Origin of the sequence: Gaetbulibacter saemankumensis DSM 17032, from assembly GCF_000425645.1 — a bacterium.
GTDB lineage: Bacteria > Bacteroidota > Bacteroidia > Flavobacteriales > Flavobacteriaceae > Gaetbulibacter > Gaetbulibacter saemankumensis.
In genome coordinates this window covers 372538-393920 of sequence record NZ_AUDV01000006.1, presented here as the reverse complement: position 1 = coordinate 393920, position 21383 = coordinate 372538, and the positions used below count along the sequence as shown (strand labels likewise).

Annotated in this window: 20 protein-coding genes; 13 read left to right on the top strand and 7 right to left on the bottom strand. The window is 33.6% G+C overall.

From position 1 onward, the window contains the following. Positions 1–59 precede the first annotated feature (59 nt). The 10 genes from H611_RS0104115 (at position 60) to H611_RS0104070 (ending at position 7862) form a co-directional block, all read left to right on the top strand. Positions 60–749, top strand: coding sequence for a DUF6134 family protein (locus H611_RS0104115; protein WP_027137158.1), 690 nt, complete (start codon positions 60–62; stop codon positions 747–749). Then, the gene (locus H611_RS0104110) at positions 746–1417 is read left to right on the top strand and encodes a CPBP family intramembrane glutamic endopeptidase (RefSeq protein ID WP_027137157.1); all 672 of its coding nucleotides are present in this window, start codon (positions 746–748) and stop codon (positions 1415–1417) included. Before H611_RS0104115 ends, H611_RS0104110 begins: the two co-directional genes overlap by 4 nt. Beyond that, a complete protein-coding gene (locus H611_RS0104105) occupies positions 1414–2394 on the top strand; it encodes an NAD-dependent epimerase/dehydratase family protein (protein WP_027137156.1) in 981 nt (326 codons plus the stop codon). The genes H611_RS0104110 and H611_RS0104105 overlap by 4 nt, the downstream gene beginning before the upstream one ends. A 6-nt stretch (positions 2395–2400) precedes the next feature. Then, positions 2401–3195 carry an SDR family NAD(P)-dependent oxidoreductase gene (locus H611_RS0104100; RefSeq protein WP_027137155.1) on the top strand — a complete coding sequence of 265 codons (795 nt, stop codon included), beginning with the start codon at positions 2401–2403 and terminating at the stop codon, positions 3193–3195. 486 nt (positions 3196–3681) lie between these two features. Further along, positions 3682–4773, top strand: a complete 1092-nt coding sequence (locus H611_RS0104095; protein ID WP_027137154.1) for a fatty acid desaturase family protein — start codon at positions 3682–3684, stop codon at positions 4771–4773. A 26-nt stretch (positions 4774–4799) separates the two neighbouring features. Continuing rightward, on the top strand, positions 4800–5786 hold the full coding sequence (locus H611_RS0104090) for an NAD-dependent epimerase/dehydratase family protein (protein ID WP_027137153.1): 987 nt from the start codon (positions 4800–4802) through the stop codon (positions 5784–5786). A gap of 115 nt (positions 5787–5901) precedes the next feature. Continuing rightward, positions 5902–6345, top strand: coding sequence for a hypothetical protein (locus H611_RS0104085; RefSeq protein WP_027137152.1), 444 nt, complete (start codon positions 5902–5904; stop codon positions 6343–6345). Positions 6346–6464: 119 nt separating this feature from the next. Next, complete coding sequence (locus H611_RS0104080; RefSeq protein WP_157515042.1) at positions 6465–6866, top strand: hypothetical protein; 402 nt, start codon at positions 6465–6467, stop codon at positions 6864–6866. 21 nt (positions 6867–6887) lie between these two features. Further along, complete coding sequence (locus H611_RS0104075) at positions 6888–7340, top strand: lipocalin-like domain-containing protein (protein ID WP_027137150.1); 453 nt, start codon at positions 6888–6890, stop codon at positions 7338–7340. A gap of 12 nt (positions 7341–7352) precedes the next feature. Further along, complete coding sequence (locus H611_RS0104070) at positions 7353–7862, top strand: hypothetical protein (RefSeq protein WP_157515041.1); 510 nt, start codon at positions 7353–7355, stop codon at positions 7860–7862. A gap of 90 nt (positions 7863–7952) precedes the next feature. Here the strand turns inward: H611_RS0104070 and H611_RS0104065 are convergent, their stop codons facing one another. The 5 genes from H611_RS0104065 to tamL all read right to left on the bottom strand — a co-directional run bounded on the left by H611_RS0104065 (position 7953) and on the right by tamL (position 15693). Beyond that, the gene (locus H611_RS0104065) at positions 7953–10202 is read right to left on the bottom strand and encodes a polyribonucleotide nucleotidyltransferase (protein ID WP_027137148.1); all 2250 of its coding nucleotides are present in this window, start codon (positions 10200–10202) and stop codon (positions 7953–7955) included. Positions 10203–10441: 239 nt separating this feature from the next. Beyond that, on the bottom strand, positions 10442–10711 hold the full coding sequence (rpsO, locus tag H611_RS0104060; RefSeq protein ID WP_027137147.1) for a 30S ribosomal protein S15: 270 nt from the start codon (positions 10709–10711) through the stop codon (positions 10442–10444). A gap of 131 nt (positions 10712–10842) precedes the next feature. Beyond that, positions 10843–11700: an acetyl-CoA carboxylase, carboxyltransferase subunit beta gene (gene accD / locus H611_RS0104055; RefSeq protein WP_027137146.1), complete on the bottom strand. Its 858-nt coding sequence runs from the start codon at positions 11698–11700 to the stop codon at positions 10843–10845. Between the two features lie 266 nt (positions 11701–11966). Continuing rightward, entirely contained in the window at positions 11967–13034 is a 1068-nt protein-coding gene (fbaA, locus tag H611_RS0104050) for a class II fructose-bisphosphate aldolase (protein WP_027137145.1), read from the bottom strand. A gap of 133 nt (positions 13035–13167) precedes the next feature. Beyond that, positions 13168–15693, bottom strand: a complete 2526-nt coding sequence (tamL, locus tag H611_RS0104045; RefSeq protein ID WP_027137144.1) for a translocation and assembly module lipoprotein TamL — start codon at positions 15691–15693, stop codon at positions 13168–13170. Positions 15694–15871: 178 nt separating this feature from the next. On the opposite strand from tamL, the gene H611_RS0104040 reads away from it, so the two are divergent. Further along, positions 15872–16597, top strand: a complete 726-nt coding sequence (locus tag H611_RS0104040; protein ID WP_027137143.1) for a TrmH family RNA methyltransferase — start codon at positions 15872–15874, stop codon at positions 16595–16597. On the opposite strand, the gene porT is transcribed toward H611_RS0104040, so the two are convergent. Both porT and ubiE read right to left on the bottom strand, forming a co-directional pair. Beyond that, positions 16591–17319, bottom strand: a complete 729-nt coding sequence (gene porT / locus H611_RS0104035; RefSeq protein ID WP_027137142.1) for a type IX secretion/gliding motility protein PorT/SprT — start codon at positions 17317–17319, stop codon at positions 16591–16593. The genes H611_RS0104040 and porT overlap by 7 nt on opposite strands. 4 nt (positions 17320–17323) lie before the next feature. Further along, positions 17324–18049: a bifunctional demethylmenaquinone methyltransferase/2-methoxy-6-polyprenyl-1,4-benzoquinol methylase UbiE gene (ubiE, locus tag H611_RS0104030; protein WP_027137141.1), complete on the bottom strand. Its 726-nt coding sequence runs from the start codon at positions 18047–18049 to the stop codon at positions 17324–17326. A 171-nt stretch (positions 18050–18220) separates the two neighbouring features. Between ubiE and trkA the strand changes: the two genes are divergently transcribed. Beyond that, positions 18221–19597 carry a Trk system potassium transporter TrkA gene (trkA, locus tag H611_RS0104025; protein ID WP_262486397.1) on the top strand — a complete coding sequence of 459 codons (1377 nt, stop codon included), beginning with the start codon at positions 18221–18223 and terminating at the stop codon, positions 19595–19597. An 83-nt stretch (positions 19598–19680) separates the two neighbouring features. Further along, the gene (locus H611_RS0104020) at positions 19681–21108 is read left to right on the top strand and encodes a TrkH family potassium uptake protein (protein WP_245574763.1); all 1428 of its coding nucleotides are present in this window, start codon (positions 19681–19683) and stop codon (positions 21106–21108) included. Positions 21109–21383: the final 275 nt, after the last annotated feature.

Here is a 21383-nt window from a genome sequence, read left to right as displayed (position 1 = left end):
ATTGTACTTAATCTTTGGTAATAATTTTACAGTAAGTAAACAACTAAACACTTACTGTTATGATACCAATATTAATTTTATACTTAGTAAGGAGAATAAAAAGGGTGTCGTTCTTTTCAAGAAAACTTGAGGATTTTAAACGATTAATCTGGAAACTAAAATTGTTATTACCGCTGTTTGTTTTTAATATTTCCTTCGCCAATAATACCGATCCTAATACCCATCTAATTTATAACGTTGTTCGAAATAATCATGTTATTGGAACCATTAGCGTAAGTCGAATGTTTAATGAAGATTCTACAGCTTATCATTTAGAAAGTCATATTAATGTAAAGGCTCTTTTTAAGTTTAATATCACGGGTAAGGAAACAACAGTGTATAAGGATGGTATTTTAACGTATTCTTCTATTTACAGAAAAGTTAATAATAAAATTAAGGCTAACCACAAGGTCGTTTTTAAAGGTGAAAAATATCACAGCCAAGATCATAATAATCAGGAGCAAATATACTTTAAGGAAATTCATAGAAATCTGGTAACATTATATTTTAGTGAGCCTGTAGGGGTGAATCAGATTTATTGTGATAAGGAAAAACGCATGGTACGTATAGAGCCAATGGGCGAGAGCGCATATAAAGTATCTTTTTCCGATGGAAAATATAATGTTTACCATTATCGTGATGGTAAATGTGTAAAAATTGAAGCTATTAGCGCTTTGTTTGAGGTTGATTTAATTCCTGCCGAATCATGAGAAATATAGAAAATATTTGGGTGTTTATTGGAGTAGTATTTATCACCTACTTTCTTTTAAGTTGGATTTATAAGAAATTAGAGGTTGGGAAATTTGAACAGGCCCTACAAGCCAGAAATGGTTTAAGGTTATTAAATATGAGACACGGTCTGGGTATTGTACTTTTTGGGATAGTATTTTATATACTATGTCCAGATTTACGTTTTTTAATTGTTCAGATTGAAATTCCTAGGTTGTATGTCTTTTTGCCTTATCTGGCTATTTTGTTTATAAGTGGCTATATGTCACATTTAGCAGCACAAAAAGTAAATAATTCAAATGAAAATATCGATCAGTACGCATATGAACATCCCTGGTCTTATATGGTCTTTAGATGCGTCTTTTTATTTTGTTATGAATTTTTCTTTAGGGGCGTATTGTTCTTTACTTTTCTTGATTATTTCAGTTTAATTGAAGCCATTTCTTTAACAACATTATTGTATTTGGTAATTCATTTATTTGACTCTAAAGACAAAATAGTTGGAACCATTCCTTTTGGTATAATACTGTGTTTAATAACCTATGAGACGCAAAGTATCTGGTATGCTTTTGTGTTGCATTTAATATTATCTGCAGTTTATGAGATTTCGATTTTTTATAATAAAACTCTAAAAACTTTAAAGTCATGAAAGTATTAATTACAGGAGCTACCGGTTACATAGGGCATCGGTTAGCTTTGGCTTTAGCAGCAAAAAAAATTCAGGTGAATGCCCTTGTTCGGGATGTAAATTCAATTAAAATACCTAAGCATCCAAATATTAAGGTGTTTCAGGGCGATATTTGCGACCTCAATTCAATAAAAAGAGCCATAACAGGCTGTCAATATGTATTTCATACGGCGGCTTATACTAATCTAAAAAATAGGAATATTGATGATTTTTATAACATTAATGTTTTAGGAACAGAACATATTTTGAATGCAGCCTTAGCTGAAGGTATTAAAAAGGTAATTTATACAAGTACCTTATCTGTTTTCGGACCTTCTTTTAAACAGAAACCAATCACGGAAACACAACCCAGATTAGTTTCTTATGCCAACGATTATGAATTAACCAAAGCTATGGCCGAAGAAAAGGTAAGGGCCTATACTCGAAATGGTTTGCCCTGTGTTATTTTAAATTTAACACGGGTTTATGGACCTGGATTGAAATCTTTTTCTAACGGGGTTAATAAACTAGTTGATATGATTACTTATAAAAGTTGGTTAGTTGTTCCTTCCAAGCTGGAAACTATGGCCAATTATGTTTATATAGATGATGTATTAAACGCCCATATTTCGGCTATGACACTAGGAAAGAATGGCGAAAGGTACATTATTGGAGGAGAGAATTTAAATTATAAGCAGCTTTTTAATAAGATAAAGAAATATACAAAGAGTGATATTAAAATTGTACAGCTTAACTATAATATATTGAAGATTATTCTTATTCTAATTTCTAAAATAAACGCCATTCTTAAAATAGGAACGAGTTTAAGTCCAAGAGTGATAGATTCCATTTTTACCAATCGAAGATCTTCCTCAAATAAAGCAATTTCTGAATTACAATACCATATTACGCCATTTAAAAAGGGTATTTCCAAAACAATAGCTTACTTGAAAAATTAGGAAATCATGAAAACACATACATTAATAACAGGAGCAAGTCAAGGATTAGGTAAGTCCATAGCATTAGAGTTTGCCAATAGAAAAATGAATTTAGTTTTGGTCGCTTTACCTAATTCAGGACTACCAGAATTATCTGAATTTATTAAAGATAATTATAACGTGAAAACGCATTATCTGGAGTTAGATTTAAGTACCTCCCAAAGCTGTCATGCTATTTCGGAATTTATACAGGAAAAGCAATTACAAATTAAATGCCTTGTTAATAATGCAGGGGTATTAAGTCGCGGATTATTCGAAAACATTGATGAGCAATTTATTTTAAGTCAGATTGCTGTGAATGTTACCACCCCTACCTTATTAATAAAATTATTGCTGGATAATATGAAATCTGTAGCTCCAGCTTCTATATTAAATATTAGCAGTATGGCTAGTTTTTTTGCATTACCCAAAAAACAGGTCTATGGAGCGACAAAAGCTTATTTAACCTCTTTTTCTAGAAGTTTGGGGAAGGAATTAAAACCTCATAATATATCTGTAACTACAATTTGTCCAGGTGGATTAAATACCACCACACGCTTGTGTTATCAAAACCGAATTATGGGGTGGATTTCGAGAGAGGCCGTTTTAAACCCAGAAGATGCTTCTAAAATGGCTGTTGATGCCATGCTCGATGGTCAAACGTTATTGATACCTGGTTTTATAAATAAGTGTCTTATGGTTTTAGATAAAATTTTACCTGAGTTTATAAAAGACAGGCTTGCCGAACGCGAGCTTAATAAATTGCCAAGATTACAAGTATAAAGTAGTTTAATGACAAATTGAAGTGATAAGAAAAGTTTAAAGAAATATATAAAACCACTGACGCATTTATTGTCTGTTTTCGTATTGTTTTACAATTGCACGTGTATAAAGGTAAAACTGTTAGTTTGGAACAGGCAGCTAAAAAGCCTGTAAAAACCAAAGTGTAAACCTACAATGGCATCAGATGTAAATTTAAATATATAAAAGTGCAAAATGGAAAATATTAGGGCATATGAAATGTAAAAGAAAACTTAGAAAAGCTAAAGTAATCTGAACAATATATTAAAAGCATAAATATAAAAAACAAAACGCTTTCTGTAATTCTACCAATAGGAGCCGTCTTGGCCGGTACACCCGGGGTCTTAGCAATACTGGGTGTTGGGAAGCCCATGGTTAGTGGTTCGGAACCTTTATTTAGTTGTTAACTATTTCTCAATGGATTTTAATAGTATAAAATAAAATGTTGTCAATTTTAAATTTATTAGTATGGAACCTCAAGTTACATTTAACCCAAGTCCCACGGCCAATTTACATTATCGAAAATTAAGATCACGCCTAAAACAAGTGTTGAAAAACTTACCGGAGAGACGTAAGCGGCAAAAAATTTATATTGTTTTAACTCTACCCATTATTTATTTAACTGCATATGTTACAGCTTTAAACTATAGCTATATTAATTATATGTTTTATACTATGTATGGGTTTTTAGGAATATTGTCAGTTTTAATTTTTTTAAACATTATTCACGATGCTGCCCATAATAATATTTTTAAAAAGCAATGGATGAATAAAGCCCTGCTCATTATTTTCGATCTTATTGGAGCAAATAGTTTTATCTGGAGAAAACGACATGTTTTGTTGCATCATAACTACCAGAATATTGCTGGATGGGATTCAGATATTCAGCAATCAGGTTTAATAAGAATATTTAAAAATGATAAGCCAACTGTTGTAAGCAGAAATCAGTCCTGGCTTGTTTTTTTCTTGTACCCCATGTACTTGCTAAATTGGATTCTTCTCAGAGATTTTAAAGATTTCTTTGTAAAGAATCGAACCATACAAAAAGTTTGTAATATCCCGCAAAAAGAATATTTTAAGTTGTTCATTTTTAAAGCCATTTTCCTGTTTTATACGATTGGTGTCCCGGTTCTATTAGGAGTAAAATTATATGTTGCTTTAATCGGTTTGTTCATCTTGTTAACCGCAGGAAGTATTTTTGCGTTATTAGCTTTGCTGCCTCCCCATGCTAATGATAAAAGTAAATTTCCGGTTCCGGATACTGAAGGTCAATTAAGTGTTAGTTGGTTAGAACATCAATTTTTGACTACAAACGATGTTACGATGGATAATTGGATATCTAGACATGTATTAGGGAACTTTAACTATCACATAGCTCATCATTTATTTCCTAATATTAGTTCGGTTTATGCTCCAGAAATCACTATTGAAATACGAAATTATGCTAGAGAAAATGGGTTGAGTTATCGCTCATATAAGTTACATCAGGCATTATATTATCATTATAAGTTAATAAAAGCCAATGCTGTAGATGACGATTTTTTAGAAGAAGACATGTAGTATTTGAGGTATATAAACTATATGGTATGAATACAGTTTTCATCACAGGGGCGAATGGATTGCTAGGTTCAAATACTGTGCTTGTGTTTTTGGAACAAGGGTATCAGGTTGTTGCGCAGGTAAGAAGCGTGTCCAGTTTTGTGTTGGGAAAGCATGAACGGCTAAAGTTAATTGAAGTTGATATTTTAAACAACAAAGAAATTAAAAAGGCTATGGAGGGCTGTGAAGTTGTAGTTCATGTGGCTTCATTGATAGATCCTAAAATAAAAAAGTATCAATCTTATTATAAAGTAAATGTCATTGGAACAAAGAATATTGTAGAGTCTGCTATCGCAAATAGGGTTAAGAAAATTATTTATGTTGGAACTGCCAATGTTTATGGGTATGGAACTTTGGGAAGTTTGGGATGCGAGTTACATTCTATAAAAGATCCGTTTTCAAAATCACCGTACTCAAGGAGTAAAAAAGTAGCCCAAGAATATGTATTGTCTAAAAAGGATGATATAGAAGTGGTGGTGGTAAATCCCACTTTTATGCTAGGTGCTTACGATACCAAACCGAGTTCAGGTAAATTGGTGTTGTATGGGTTAAATAAGTCTGTAGTGTTCTATCCACCTGGAGGAAAAAGTTTTGTTTGCGTTCAAGATGTTTCCAGGGGAATTGTAAAGGCTGTTGAAAAAGGTAAGAATGGTGAATCGTATATTTTGTCCAATGAAAATTTAAGCTATAAAGCATTTTTTAAACTATTAAAGAAGGTTCAGAAGTCGCATCAAATATTAGTAAGGGTGCCAAAGATTTGTTTTTATTTTTTGGGGTTTGTGGGTGACTTGTTAAGAAAATTAATGATAAAAACGCCGCTATCTTCAAATAATTTAAAAGTGTTGTGCATTAATAGCTATTACTCGAATAAAAAGGCTCGGGAACAATTGGGCGTTGTGTTTTCTCCCATTGAAAAAGGGATCGCCGAAGCGGCGGAGTGGTTCAATTCTCAAAAGTATGTTTGTAAGAGCTAGGTGTCATTTTGAATCCTAATTTAGTTGTCCTAAATCATCTACAAACTATTTAATCGGATATATATTTTAATTAAAAACTGGACATTTGAAATAAGTTCAATGCATTACGGTAGTTATGAAAATTAAAAGTATATCAGACTGGAAATTATTAAAAAAGAAGGGGTGTATTCTCTGTTTAATAATTACTTGCATTTATAATTGTGAGCTTAATAAAGATGGTGAATTAAGTTGTATTGGAAACAGGAGTGCTAGTCTTCCAAATCATGAATTCATGACTGGATATCTAGAAGAATATTACTACGATAGGTTAACAGCTTCCGTTTCGAATGATCCAAATGATGATGATTACGATTATAACTTTACTATTGAAGGTCGAGTGCCCGAAGGACTGAAAGTAGTTATAGAGAATAGAAGTGTTATTCTGGAAGGCCATCCTTCAAAAGCTGGGAAATTTGGATTTGTGATTTACCTAGATATCGAGCCACATTTTCCTGATACTAATATATGTATTAATTATAACGCGAATAAAGAATATAATTTACTTATTGAAACGAACTAAAGCAAAAGAAGTCTAAGGGTTTTTAGATAAATAAGGTAGGAGGATCTTATTCTGTATTGTTAGTTTCTTTTGAATAGTAAAGTCGGTGAAGTCGCCTCATGAATTTAAATTTTATAGTCATGAAAACATTAAAGCAACTTATATTAATAATTATACTTTCTATGCAATGCTACGGGCAAGATCAACCTTTAGTTTCAAATAAACTTATGGCGTTAAAAGTTTCCGATAGTAAGTTGAGTTTTAATCAGGAAATTTCTGTTTATAATGGCTTAAAATTATATACAGAACCACAGTTTGGAGATTTGTTTGAAAATTCATTTAAACAAATACAAGGGGTTACTAATTTTAATCAGTTTTTTAATTGCTTGGATTTGGGGTTAAATTTTGGACTGGTTCATAAACTTCAGAGAAATTTAAAACTAAGTGGACTTTGTAATTTTGGAATGCTGAGGTTCAGGAGTTATGATGTTTCAAAACCGAATAATTATACTATCAAGGTTTCTTTAAGTTATGTTTTTTAATGAATTTAAAACATTATAATTATGAAAAATTCGATCAAAATTGTACTTGTGCTTATTCTTGTTATAATTGCTGGATGTAGTTCTAATGATGATGAACCAAAACCGGAATCTAACTTATTAATAGGTGTGTGGAAACCTATCAAATTTGTTTATGTATGTACTGATTTAAATGATGAAGAGTTTTCTACGGCCTGTGAACAAACGGGCAGGTTAACTATGCGATCTAATGGCACATGGACGGAAACTTATTTTTATGAATATAATAATGTATGTGAAGATGATGGTGAGTCTAGTGGGACTTGGAAAATAGTAAATGGCAAATTAATAGTCTCAGAAAATGGATCTGATGATATAGAAATTACATTATTTGAAATCAGTGAAACTACCTTAAAGATTGGTCAGTATGATGAAGAGTTTTGCGAAGGAAATGATGCAGGGGCTCATTATTATGGAGAATATATAAGAGTGAATTAATATGGAAATATCATGAATCGATTTAAGACATCAGTGCTGAAACTCATTTTGTTATTTGGTTGTTTAATATTGCAATCTCAGGAGAAATTATTGAATAAAGAGGAATTCATTAGGGTGTATGATTTAAATGGAAAGAAAATATCAAAAGGAAATATCATAGAATTGAATGATTCTATTTTAAAACTTAAATTAGGCAGTAAGAAGGAATCTATAAGTTATCAGCACATTGGATTAATAAAAACTAAACGATCCGGAGGACACAATGTTTTTATGGGAACATTAATAGGAATAGGTATCGGTACCATTGTTGGGGCAACTTTAGGCGAGCCTGATGATCCAGATAGTTTATTCGGGTTTTCACGAGGAGAATATGCCGCTATAGGGGCACTTGCTGGGGCTGAGGCAGGATTATTAATAGGCGGTATATCAGCTTTGGTTAAAAATCCCAATACGTATGTAATTGAGGGAGAACAAAACAAATGGAGGATTTTTAAGGAATATTATTATAGTAAATTGCCTTAGCTAATTTTAACTAGCGGGCAATATTTGTAATAAATAAAAAACCCATCAATATTTTGATGGGTTTTTAAAATTATAGAATAGATAAAAAAATTATTCTTCTTTCTTATCGTTTCTTGGTGCTCTATCGTCACGGCGGTTGTCGCGGTTTCTGTTATCTCTACCACGGTTATCACGGCTACCACCACGATTGTTATTATCTCTTGGCGGTCTTGCTACATAACCTTCAGGTTTTGGCAAAATGGCTTTGCGAGATATTTTTTCTTTACGTGTTTTAGGATCTACACCAAAGTATTTCACTTCAAAAACGTCACCCATATTAACAACATCGCTAACATTTTCAGTGCGTTCCCAGGCTAATTCACTTACGTGTAATAATACTTCATTTCCTGGGGCTTCAGTATATTCTACTACTGCACCAAAATCAAGCATTTTAATTACTTTAACTTCATAAACATTACCAACAACAGGTTTAAACATCATGGCCTCAATTTTAGCTAAAACAGCATTAATACCATCCTGTCCAGTACCAAGTATTTCAACAATACCTTCTTCTGTTACAGGGTCTTCGTTTATCACGATTGTCGTGTTTGTTGCTTTTTGTAGTTCCTGAATAACTTTACCTCCAGGACCAATTAAAGCTCCAATGTATTCACCAGGAATAGTTCTGGTAACCATTTTAGGTGCATGTGGTTTAACATCTGCATTTGGAGATGCAATGGTATCAGTTAACTTACCTAAGATATGTAAACGACCTTCTTTTGCTTGATTTAAAGCGTTTACAAGAATCTCATAGCTTAAGCCTTTAATCTTAATATCCATCTGACAAGCCGTAATACCATCAGCTGTACCAGTTACTTTAAAGTCCATATCTCCTAAGTGATCTTCATCACCTAAGATGTCTGATAATACAGCGTAACGCTCACCATCAGAAATTAATCCCATGGCAATTCCTGAAACAGGTTTTATTAACTGTACACCAGCATCCATTAATGCCATTGTACCAGCACATACGGTTGCCATAGAAGATGATCCATTAGATTCTAATACCTCAGAAACTACACGAACAGTATAAGGACAATCAGCAGGGACCATGCGCTTTAATGCACGCTGTGCCAAGTTTCCGTGACCAATCTCACGACGAGAAGTACCTCTTAAAGGTCTTGCTTCACCAGTAGAGAAAGGAGGGAAGTTATAGTGTAAATAGAAACGCTCTTCAGTTTCTAGAGAAGGGTTGTCTACCATGTTAGCTTCACGAGAGGTTCCTAAGGTAACAGTCGCTAAAGCTTGAGTTTCACCACGTGAAAAGATCGAAGAACCATGTGTTGATGGTAAATAATCAACCTCACACCAAATAGGGCGTACCTCAGTTGTTTTTCTACCGTCTAAACGAATACCTTCTTCAAGTACGACATTACGTACAGCTTCTTTTTGAACTTTATTGTAATATTTAGAAACCAGTCCGCTTACTTCTTCTAATTCTTCTTCGGTAAATTCAGCTAATAAGGCTTCTTTTACTTCTGCAAAGGCAAGGCTTCTATCTTGTTTAGAAGAAGCTTGTTTTGCGATGTCGTAGCATTTATCGTAAGCGAAAGCTTTTACTTTTTCTAAAACAGTTTCGTCTTCAGCTTCTAATTCGTATTCACGAGTTTCTTTTTTACCAACTTGTTCTACCAAGCGTTTTTGAGCTTGAATTTGAACTTTAATGGCTTCGTGAGCTACTTTAATAGCTTCTACCATTTCTTCTTCAGAAATCTCACTCATCTCACCTTCAACCATCATGACAGAATCTTCAGAGGCTCCGATAATCATATCGATATCTGATTGCTCAAGTTGCGTGAAGCTTGGGTTGATAATGAATTCTCCGTCTAAACGAGCCACTCGAACTTCAGAAATTGGTGTTTCAAAAGGAATGTCCGATAACTGAATAGCTGCCGAAGCCGCTAAACCAGCTAATGCATCGGGCATAACGTCTTTGTCTAAAGACATTAACTGAATCATAACTTGAGTTTCAGCATGGTAATCTTTAGGGAATAGCGGACGTAACACACGGTCTACAATACGCATTACCAAAATTTCTTCGGTACTAGGTCTTGCTTCGCGTTTAAAAAAACCACCAGGGTATCTACCAGCAGCAGCAAATTTTTCGCGATAATCTAACGTTAACGGTAAAAAGTCTACATCTGCAGCATTATAATTAGACACCACAGTACATAATAACATAGTGTCTCCAGATCGCACAACAACACTACCATGAGCTTGTTTTGCTAATTTTCCGGTTTCGATAGAGATTTCTCTACCGTCGCCTAGGTCTATGACCTCTTTAAAAACTTGTGGAACCATAAATTTTTTTAATTCTAATTAAACAAAGGTCGTTGTGTTGTGTAGTTGTTGTGTGACCAATGAAAAACTATAATTAGCTTCTTCAATACGCCGTTTAAACTCATGCGCTGGAGTATTTTTATTACTTGGGCGTTACCTTTATCAAGGTCGGGCTTTTCGCTATATCTTTTTTATAAAAAAGGATGTCGCTGCAATCCCTAACGCTAAAACAAAAAAGAGGCTATAAAAGCCTCTTTTTTTTATTTTCTTAATCCTAATTCTTTTACTATCGCACGATATCTTAAGATATCTTTCTTAGTTAAGTAATCAAGTAAAGCACGACGCTTACCTACTAGTTTTACTAACGAGCGCTCAGTGTTAAAATCTTTACGATTCTTTTTTAAGTGCTCAGTTAAGTGATTAATTCTGTGCGTGAATAACGCAATTTGTCCTTCAGCTGAACCGGTATCATTTTTGCCGTTACCGTGTTTTGCGAAGATTTCTTCTTTTACTTCTTTTGATAAATACATGCTAATATTATTGTAAATAATTGTTATGTAAACGAAAGGCTATCTTTCGAGCGGCAAATATAGTAATTTATACTGATATAAAAGCCTAATAATAAAAAAGAAAAAGCGACTAATTTTAGTCGCTTTTATTGTTATGCTCTTAATGGCTGATTCAATATTAAATCGAGATATTGATTTACTTTATTTTTTAATTCTTTACGAACGGTAATAAAATCTAAGAAACCGTGTTCTAATAAGAATTCTGAGGTTTGGAATCCTTCTGGTAATTCTTTACCTGTGGTGTCGCGAACAATACGTGGTCCGGCGAAACCGATTAAGGCTCCAGGTTCACTAATGTTAATGTCTCCTAACATTGCAAATGAAGCTGTTGTTCCTCCTGTGGTAGGGTCGGTACATAATGAAATGTAAGGAATTTTAGCATCAGCTAATTGTGCTAATTTTACCGAAGTTTTGGCTAACTGCATTAAGGATAATGCAGCCTCCATCATACGTGCTCCTCCCGATTTAGAAATTACCATTAATGGAATTTTATTTTTTAAAGAGTAATCTGCTGCACGGGCTATTTTTTCTCCTACAACGCTACCCATAGATCCACCTATAAAAGCGAAATCCATACATGCCACCACTAAATCTTTACCTTTAGACTTACCAACACCAACACGAACAGCATCTTTTAAGTTAGTTTTGTTTTGAGCGGCTTTTAAGCGGTCTGGATATTTTTTAGTGTCAATAAATTTAAGAGGGTCCTTAGATTCTAAGTCGCTATCTAATTCTTTAAATTTATTATCATCAAAAAGGATTGAAAAATACTCTTTACTTCCAATGCGTACGTGGTATCCATCTTCTGGGCTCACAAAGAAGTTTCTTTCAAGTTCTTCAGTATCGATTATTTTACCCGTTGGAGATTTATACCACAGACCTTTAGGTGTGTCTTTTTTCTCTTGAGTAGTTGTTGTAATTCCCTTTGTTTTTCTTTTAAACCAAGACATACTAATCTATTATTTTAGTTTAGGCTATTAAAATTTTTAATGTAATCTATAAGATTACTTGTTATTAGGGTTTTGGTCAATTTAAATACTTATTAAAATATACTACGTCCAAAAGCCAGTGCACAAAATTAAACCTTTTTTTAATTTTGAGATACTATCACGTTAATTTCTTTATGATTTGTTAAAAGAAGTCCTGATATTATAGCATAAAAAAAAAAGACCCTACTAAATGTAGAGTCTTAATTATTTATGTGCATGTTATAGTATTATAACGTGTTTACATTGTTTAAATCTTCGAAGGCTTGTTTTAAGCGCTCAACAAATGTTTTTTCACCTTCACGTAACCATACACGAGGATCGTAATATTTTTTATTTGGAGAATCGTCTCCTTCGGGGTTTCCTATCTGAGCTTTTAAATACTCGGCTTTATCTCCCATGTAATCACGGATACCTGTCATGAATGCATATTGTAAATCGGTATCGATGTTCATTTTAATTACTCCGTAGCTAATTCCTTCTCTAATTTCTTCTACTGAAGAACCAGAACCACCGTGGAATACGAAATCGATATGATTTTGACCTACACCGTATTTTTCAGAGATATACTCTTGAGAATTCTTTAAAATTTTCGGAGTTAATTTAACATTACCTGGTTTGTATACTCCGTGTACATTACCAAAAGCAGCCGCAATAGTGAACTGTGGACTTACTTTACTTAATTCTTCATAAGCATAAGCAACTTCTTCTGGTTGTGTGTATAATTTAGAATCATCAACATCTGTATTATCTACACCATCTTCTTCACCACCTGTAATGCCAAGTTCTATTTCTAATGTCATACCCATTTTGCTCATACGCTCAAGGTATTTTTTACAAGTTTCAATGTTTTCTTCTATAGGTTCTTCTGAAAGATCAATCATATGCGAAGAGAATAAAGATTTTCCTGTTTCAGCAAAATGTTTTTCACTGGCATCTAAAAGACCGTCAATCCAAGGTAATAATTTCTTAGCACAATGGTCTGTATGTAAAATTACAGGTACCCCATAAGCTTCCGCTAAAGTGTGCACATGTTTTGCTCCTGCAACAGCACCAGCAATAGCAGCTTTTTGTCCTTCGTTGCTTAATCCTTTACCCGCATTAAATTGAGCACCACCGTTAGAAAATTGAATAATTACGGGAGCATTTAAAGCTGCAGCGGTTTCTAGTACACCGTTAATTGTATCTGATCCTATTACGTTTACTGCCGGTAAAGCAAATCCTTTTTCTTTTGCAAGCTGAAAAATTGCTTGTACTTCATTTCCTGTCGCAACTCCAGGTTTAATATTATGTCCCATATTATATAAAAATTAGATTTTAGTTAAATGAGCATCAAAAGTAATCAATTTTTGAAGAATTATGGCTCATTTTATCTAATGAAAACGTTAAAAACAAGCTAAAACGTTATAGTGATAGAAAGATGTAATTAACTTAGAATGGATAGTTTATACCTATATTATATACCGCGTTGCTGAAATTGTAATTATTAAACCAACGATTTTTATCTTGATAAGAGGGCTCGTAGGTTTTAAATCCAATATCGAAACGAAAAACAAAAAAACTAAAGTCATAACGCAGTCCAATGCCCGAACCAACGGCAATGTCTTTTAAGGAGTTAAATCCTGTAAATGTCGCATTCGGATCTTCAACATCATCTAGTAAGTTCCATATATTGCCAGCATCAATAAAAACAGCACCATTAAGGTTGTCGAATAAGTTAAATCGGTGTTCTAGACTTAACGCTAATTTAGAATTGGCTTCATTGAACTCGTTAGTCGATTCTGTACTACCTGGTCCCAAACGGTAAGCAGTCCATGCGCGGTTATCATTAGCACCTCCAGCAAAGAAACTTTTAGAGAATGGTATGTTGGTAGAATTGCCATAAGGAATGGCTAAACCTAAAAATGCCCGTACAGCCAAAACGTTTTTGTTTCCTAAATCCCAGTGTTTTATATAGTCAAATTCTGTCTTTACAAATTGAGAATAAGCAACATTAAAAATTTCATATCTGCCATTACTGTTTTTGTTAAGATTCATCAAGTTTGAAATTCCTGAAAGTACATTTCCAGCAAATTCTATTTTTGATCGAAAAATTGAAAAATTTTCATCAAATAAGTTAATGCGTTCATCATTGGTTAAGCTAAAGCTCGATGAGATTATAAGATTGTTTTCTGTAAGACGTTTTTTTCGCTCATTAATACTATTAATGGTTCTTAAGTCATCGTTGTTAATTTCTCCTGGTGTTGGATCCATTAATGCATAATCAAGAAAATTATCAGTCTCTTCAGGTATTATTAAATTTTCGGGCGTATAATTTATGTCTTTAGCAATTTGATTCAGCACATTATATGAGTTGCCATATACTCTAAAATAGTTTTCGATATTTAAGTTTCTAACGTACTGAACGTTAAAAATCTCAAGACGGTCGGTAACCTTTGAGGAGGGCTGCCAGTTGTAACTTAAATTACCGCTCAATGTTTGTTTGTCGAGACCAATATTAGTTTGACTGCTCATAGACATGTTAATACGTGTCTTGGGAGACATATACTTAGGTATAATTCGCTCAGTATTTACAGGGAAAAAGAAACGGGGAATGGTTATATTTAAATCTAAGCCATACTCGTTAATGTCGAAAAAAGGATCGTTAATATTATTCTTGTCTTTAGAAGCTCCAATAGAACCAAAAGCCGAAATTTCTAAAGTTTCAGCACCTCGAAATATATTTCTTATTAACAAACTTGGGTGTAATGAAATGCCAAAGGTTTGAATATTACTTTGAGATATATCTGCACTAAATCCTAAGTTAAACCGTTTTAATGGCGAAAGACGTATAGTATCTGCTAAGGAGTTATTAGGAGTTTCGGTATATTCTATATTGGGATATTTAAAGGTTCTAAGTTCATTTAAATGTCTATAGGTTAAGGTTCGGTCACTATCTTTAAAAATATTTCCTCGATTTAAGAAGATCGCATCAGTTAGGGCTTTCGGGCGATATCGGATTTTATCATAGGCGTATATTTTATAGCCTGCATATTTTATGGAATCTTGAAATGGTTTATTTCGATTTTCAAAAGAATAATCTGTAATGATGTTAATATCGGCTATAGTGTAAATTTTAAAAGGTTCCCGTCTTATAGAATCTTGGGTTCGAATTGCGCGATCTAATATTTGAATATCTACATTTACTTTTTTATTGGTACCAATAGTATCCATTTTAAAAGTAACATATTCGGGACTAAAATGATAAATACCAGAGTTTCTTAATTCACTTGAGATTCGTTCGCGTTCTTTTTCGAAATTTACTGTTTTATATTGTTGATTACTTTTAATTAGGCTGTTCTTCTTAATGTTTTCATATAATGAATCGATAACGACAGAGGATATATCTGCGGTAATAGAGTCTAAAATAAATGGTGAACCTTTTTCAACTTCGTATGTAATTTCGGCGCGTTTATTACCTTGGTTGGTAATTTTATAATTTGTTTCTACATTAAACCAACCATTGTTTATATGATAAGCGTTTAGTTTTTTTATCGAGCGATTTGTTTTTTCGTCATTTATTATAACCGGAGCTTCCCCCGTTTTTTTTAACCATTTATTAAAGCTTTTGCGGCCTTTAATTTCTTGGTCTAATTGTTTTCTGGAAAGCAACTTGGTTTTCCATGCTAGTTTTTTCGGGTTTTCATATATTTTTTCGTTTAAAATCGAATCGATATTCGGGCGTGCCAAATTATAAACATTTAAACGCAGGGGTATGCCAAAAACAGGAATTTTAGAGTTAGGGTTTTGTGAAATTAGGTTTTTAATAGCTTCGGTATTATTTTTTTTGCCATCAATAATTACCGTATTTTTGGTAAGCAATTGCTCGTCATCACCAACTCGTTTTACAGCATTACAGGATAAAAACAAGACAATAATGGTAGTTAATATTAGTATTTTGGAGCGTAGCTGTATCAAATGCTAAAAAGTTAAGTCTGTTTAAGAGTTGCTAAAATTAAAGTTGAATTCTGGTCTTTTAAATTAAATTCAAAAATACATTATTTCCGCAGAAAAAAATATTTAATTAATTTAAGACAAGTCAATTGATTTTTCATTTCTTTATCCCCTAAAAATTAAATTATTTAAGAACCGTCTAATGCTTTCTAAAGGTCAAATAAAGTTAATAACTAGCTTAAAGCAAAAAAAATACCGTCTGCAACATGGTTGTTTTGTTGCTGAAGGGATTAAAACCATAAACGAATTATTAGAGTCGTCGCTAACACTTCGAACGCTTTATACTACCGAAAGCTTCAATATTGATGCCAAAAAGGAAATTTTAATTACTGAAATTGAACTTAAAAAAATAAGTTTTCTAACAAACCCCAATAAGGCTTTAGCTGTTTTTGATATTCCAGCAGCCAAACCTATATCTAATCAAGGATTGATTGTAGCGCTGGATGATGTGCGTGATCCAGGTAATTTAGGTACTATTATCCGGTTGTGTGATTGGTTTGGAATTGAAGAGCTAGTGTGTAGCAGTGCGACTGTAGACTGTTATAATCCGAAAGTAGTACAGGCAACCATGGGGTCTATAACGCGGGTTAATATAAGTTATGTGGATTTAGTTGATTATTTAAACACTGTCGATTTATCTGTATTTGGCGCTTTTATGGATGGAGAGAATGTTTATAATTCTGTATTGCCAGAATCGGGTGTTTTAGTTATGGGTAATGAGGCTAACGGTATTTCTCAACAAGTGGAGGCTATTGTTAGTAATCGGATATCTATTCCAAGATTTGGTAGTTTGAAAGCCACTGAGAGTTTAAATGTCGCTACAGCAACAGCTGTTTTATTAAGTGAATTTAAACGACGCGTTTATTGAAACGTAAAATTGACGAATACACCACGCGTTTTCATGTTTTCAATATTACTCGTCCACGGACTGTTGGGGTTTTCATCTCGAACCAACTCATCATTAAATCCAAATATGCCACGAATTGAAGGTGAGAACTTGAAATTGTATAAGTAAAAATCGATTCCGAAGCCTAATTCATAAAACTGTGCGCTGCTTTTTGTTCTAAACTGCCCATTACTGTTGTCGTTCGGGTTGTCTTCGTTACTTGATAGATTTAACGCAGTTGAAACACCACCAACGACAAAGGGTTTGAAATTGTTAATACGCTTAGTTGATAATTTTACTAATAATGGAATATGAATATAGGTTGACTTAACTTCTCTAACTAAATCGGTAGATGATGGTACGACTGCTTCGAAATATTCTTCGGCATAAAATAATTCTCGGGTAGTAATAAAAAGCCCAGGTTCTAAACGAATATCTACAAACTGATTAACTCGTAAATTCCCAATAAGTCCAACGCTAAAACCAGGACTTCGTTTTACATAAATATCTCGTAAGTCTTCTTTATAGTCGAAATTGAAGTCGTAAGAATTAATTCCTAAGAAATACCCCCAGCGTAATAAATCGTTATCTGTGGTGCCTCGACCTTGATTCGCATCATAAGTTACTTTTTCTCTGCTAAATAATTGTGCGTTAGATGTTTGTGAAGCAAGTAGAAATAAAAGAATTACAAAGGTATATCGCATACTGTTATTTTGACGATTTATAGATTGTTGCCACCCCAAATGTTTGTGGGAAGTCCTTAACATCTATAAACCCAATTTTACGCAAAATATTGTTTAGTGCCTCGCCATATGGGAAAGCCGAGGCCGATTCTGATAAATATTTGTAAGCACTACGGTCTTTTGAAAATACCTTTCCAATAAGCGGTAAAATGTTTTTAGAGTAAAAATTATATCCTTGCTTATATGGTGATTTTGTTGGGATAGATGTTTCGAGAATAACAAAAGTACCTCCCGGGTTTAAAACTCTATGAATTTCTTTTAATCCGTTTTCCAGATTTTCAAAATTTCTAACACCAAAAGCAACAGTTATAGCATCGAAAGTATTGTCTTGAAAAGGCATGTTTTCACTATCGCCTAAAACCATTTCGATTTTATTCTCAAGGCCTTTTTTTAAAATTTTTGATTTGCCTATTTCAAGCATGCCACTACTAATGTCTAAACCAATAATTTTGGAGGCCTCCGTTTCAGCGAGATTTATGGCTAAATCCCCTGTTCCTGTAGCGATATCTAATATAGTGTCAGGTTTGTTTTCCTTTATTATATTGACTACTTTTTTACGCCATTTAATATCAATTCCGAAGGAAATAACACGATTTAATCCGTCATAATCCTTTGAGATGGTATCAAACATTTTAGTGACTTGTTCTTTCTTGCCTAAATCACTGTTCTTGTATGGTTTAATTTTTGACAAAGCTTTGTTTTTTTGGCAAACCTACATAATTTATTTCGACTTTAAAATATCAAATATCATCTAAAAAGATTAAAAATCTAGATTGACAGAATAAGAATTGTAAGTTGATGCGATTATTAATCATGGTGTTATTCGGCTAATTTAGTACATCAATAGTAAATTAATGTATATTTGTACCACTTTTATGATTTTAAAATAATGAAAATAATCATTGCAGGTGCTGGTGAAGTTGGATTTCATTTGGCAAAATTACTGTCCTATGAATCTCAGGAAATTACTCTAATAGATCCAAATAAAGAAAGCTTATCGCATGCTGAAACGCATTTAGATATTAGAGTAATACATGGTGATGCCACTTCTATAGCTATCCTTAAAGAGGCCAGAATAAATAATTGCGAATTGTTTATTGCTGTTACTTCTAGTGAGACAACTAATATTACAGTTTGTGTGTTAGCAAAGCAATTAGGGGCAAAACAAACCATCGCTCGTATTTCGAACACCGAATTTATTCATAATAAAGATGAGATAGGGTTTACCCAATTTGGTATTGATGAGTTAATTTCACCAGAAGCATTAGCAGCAGCAGAAATTGAATTGGCATTAAGGCAAACAACCTTTAATGATACCTATGAGTTTGAGAATGGCGCTTTAGTCATGGCGGGATTAACCCTTTCTAAAACCGCTTCTTTTGTGGGGAAATCGGTTAAGGAAGCTGCAGACATTTTTCCGGAAATTCATTTTGTGCCTATTGCTATACAGCGTGCAGGTACGCAATATGCTATAATACCTCGTGGAGATACTAAGTTTAAACGCGGAGATAATGTTGTTTTTATAACCTCGGAAGGTGGCGATGAAGAATTATGTAGACTTACTGGTCGAACGAATCGTGAGGTGAAAAACGTGATGATTTTAGGTGGTACTCAGATTGGATATAAAACAGCGCGCGATTTAAGTAATAAAGGGTTCAATGTAAAGCTTTTTGAAAAGGATAAAGAGCGTGCGTTTGAAATTGCCGATGCCTTACCGAATGTTTTAGTTATACACAGTGACGGTAGAAATGTCGATATTTTAGATGAAGAGAGTATTAGTGATATGGATGCTTTTATTGGGGTACGTACCAATTTCGAAACCAATATTATGGCCTGCTTAATTGCTAAGTCTAAAGGGGTTAAAAAAACCATTGCGCTCGTTGAAAATATGGATTATTTTGAATTGTCACAATCCATAGGTATAGATACTCTAGTAAACAAAAAATTATTGGCTGCAAATAGTATTTTCCGATATATTCGTAGGGGAGATGTAGTGGCTATGACTAAATTAAGCAATCTAAATGCCGAACTTTTAGAATTTGAGGTAAAGAAGTCTTCCATTGTTTGTAATAAATATATCAAGGATATTGATTTTCCTCGTAGCGCTATTGTTGGAGGGGTTATTAGAAATGGTGTTGGAATGATAGCTTTGGGTAGCTTTAAAATTGAAGAAGGCGACCGTGTTGTGGTGTGTTGTTTACTACAGTCAATAAAAGGCGTTGAAAAGCTGTTTTTATAAAATTAACTGAGATACCGTTGAGATTAAATTATAAAATTATTTTCCATTTCTTAGGGTTGCTATTATTGTTTAATGGTGGCTTTATGCTCCTTTCTGCACTTGTAAGTTTCTTGTATCATGACGGTGTTACATTGCTAATTACTGCAGCCGGATTGATAACGCTATCAATAGGAGGTTTAGTGATGTTGTTAACTCGTAGTCATAGAAAGGAAATGAACAAACGAGAGGGGTATATTGTAGTAACTTTCGGATGGATTATCATGTCTTTGTCCGGGACTTTACCTTATGTTCTTACAGGTAGCATTCCCAATTTTATAAATGCCTTTTTTGAGACGATGTCGGGTTATACGACAACAGGAGCTTCAATTTTAAATGATATTGAAATTATACCAAAAGGTGTATTGTTTTGGCGTAGTACTACTCACTGGATAGGTGGTATGGGGATTATTGTTTTAGCTATTGCTATCTTACCGTTGTTAGGAATTGGAGGGATGCAGTTATTTGCAGCTGAAGCACCAGGCCCGAGTGCCGATAAGTTACACCCTCGAATAACAGATACGGCTAAACGCTTGTGGTTAATTTATTTTGGCTATACGATTGCTGAAACGCTGTTGTTAAAGCTTGCAGGGATGTCGCTTTTTGATGCGATGAACCATTCTATGGCTACTTTGTCGACAGGTGGCTTTTCAACAAAAAATGCCAGCGTAGCTTATTGGAATGGACAACCTATAATTCAATATATAATTATCCTTTTTATGTTTTTGGCAGGATCTAATTTTGTATTAAGTTATTTTGCGTTTAAGGGAAGAATACAGAAAATAATTAAGGACGAGGAATTTAAATTATACTTTAAATTTGTTGCTATATTCACCATTATAGCGGCGCTGATAATATACTTTAAAGCGGATGCCTCGGTTTCTTCCATTGCTCATCCTATGGTGTGGGGTGAAGGGGAAAGTGCTTTTAGGCATGCTTTGTTTCAGGTGCTTACGGTTATTACAACAACAGGGTTTGTTACGGCTGATTATACTTTATGGACGCCCTTCTTAATGGTTTTCTTTTTCGGACTTATGTTTTTAGGTGGTTCTGCAGGAAGTACCTCTGGAGGAGTTAAGGTTGTTCGTCATTTAATTCTAATTAAAAATGGTTTTCTAGAATTTAAAAGAACCTTGCATCCTAATGCTATTCTTCCGGTACGTTATAATACGAAGGCGATTTCGGGACAGATTGTATTTAATGTCTTAGGCTTTTTTATTTTATATATGTTGTCCTTTATTATTGGAGCATTGGTGTTTTCAATGTTCGGTATTGATTTTGATTCTGCGATTGGTTTATCGGCTTCCAGTTTAGGTAATGTAGGGCCGGCGCTTGGCGATTTTGGTCCTGTTAATAATTATGCGGCTTTACCTCCTTTAGCGCAATTATGGTCGTCTTTTTTAATGCTTATTGGCAGATTAGAGTTATTTACTGTACTTATTTTATTATCGCCTTTTTTCTGGCGAAACAGATAAACTTGTAACATTTAGGTGAAATAATTTACATATAAGAGAGTGTATTATATGTTTCACTTAAAAAATGTTATTATGGGCGGAGAAGGTTCAATGATGGCTGCGATCAAGTCATTACAAAATAATCGTAATTTATTAAAACGATAGGCTAAGCAACCCTCTTATGGGAGTTATGCTCATGTGAAACTGAAAAATTTTCCTAAAGCATCAAAACTTGATTTATTGCGCATTCAAAAACGTATGAAGACTGAAAATGCTCGAATTAAACGTAAGCAAAT

Excerpts from the sequence above, each read along its gene's own strand:
- H611_RS0104115 (WP_027137158.1), top strand. The coding sequence starts at position 60 with ATGATACCAATATTAATTTTATACTTAGTAAGGAGAATAAAAAGGGTG.
- H611_RS0104110 (WP_027137157.1), top strand. The coding sequence starts at position 746 with ATGAGAAATATAGAAAATATTTGGGTGTTTATTGGAGTAGTATTTATC.
- H611_RS0104105 (WP_027137156.1), top strand. The coding sequence starts at position 1,414 with ATGAAAGTATTAATTACAGGAGCTACCGGTTACATAGGGCATCGGTTA.
- H611_RS0104100 (WP_027137155.1), top strand. The coding sequence starts at position 2,401 with ATGAAAACACATACATTAATAACAGGAGCAAGTCAAGGATTAGGTAAG.
- H611_RS0104095 (WP_027137154.1), top strand. The coding sequence starts at position 3,682 with ATGGAACCTCAAGTTACATTTAACCCAAGTCCCACGGCCAATTTACAT.
- H611_RS0104090 (WP_027137153.1), top strand. The coding sequence starts at position 4,800 with ATGAATACAGTTTTCATCACAGGGGCGAATGGATTGCTAGGTTCAAAT.
- H611_RS0104085 (WP_027137152.1), top strand. The coding sequence starts at position 5,902 with ATGAAAATTAAAAGTATATCAGACTGGAAATTATTAAAAAAGAAGGGG.
- H611_RS0104080 (WP_157515042.1), top strand. The coding sequence starts at position 6,465 with ATGAAAACATTAAAGCAACTTATATTAATAATTATACTTTCTATGCAA.
- H611_RS0104075 (WP_027137150.1), top strand. The coding sequence starts at position 6,888 with ATGAAAAATTCGATCAAAATTGTACTTGTGCTTATTCTTGTTATAATT.
- H611_RS0104070 (WP_157515041.1), top strand. The coding sequence starts at position 7,353 with ATGAATCGATTTAAGACATCAGTGCTGAAACTCATTTTGTTATTTGGT.
- H611_RS0104065 (WP_027137148.1), bottom strand. The coding sequence starts at position 10,202 with ATGGTTCCACAAGTTTTTAAAGAGGTCATAGACCTAGGCGACGGTAGA.
- rpsO (WP_027137147.1), bottom strand. The coding sequence starts at position 10,711 with ATGTATTTATCAAAAGAAGTAAAAGAAGAAATCTTCGCAAAACACGGT.
- accD (WP_027137146.1), bottom strand. The coding sequence starts at position 11,700 with ATGTCTTGGTTTAAAAGAAAAACAAAGGGAATTACAACAACTACTCAA.
- fbaA (WP_027137145.1), bottom strand. The coding sequence starts at position 13,034 with ATGGGACATAATATTAAACCTGGAGTTGCGACAGGAAATGAAGTACAA.
- H611_RS0104040 (WP_027137143.1), top strand. The coding sequence starts at position 15,872 with ATGCTTTCTAAAGGTCAAATAAAGTTAATAACTAGCTTAAAGCAAAAA.
- porT (WP_027137142.1), bottom strand. The coding sequence starts at position 17,319 with ATGCGATATACCTTTGTAATTCTTTTATTTCTACTTGCTTCACAAACA.
- H611_RS0104020 (WP_245574763.1), top strand. The coding sequence starts at position 19,681 with ATGCTCCTTTCTGCACTTGTAAGTTTCTTGTATCATGACGGTGTTACA.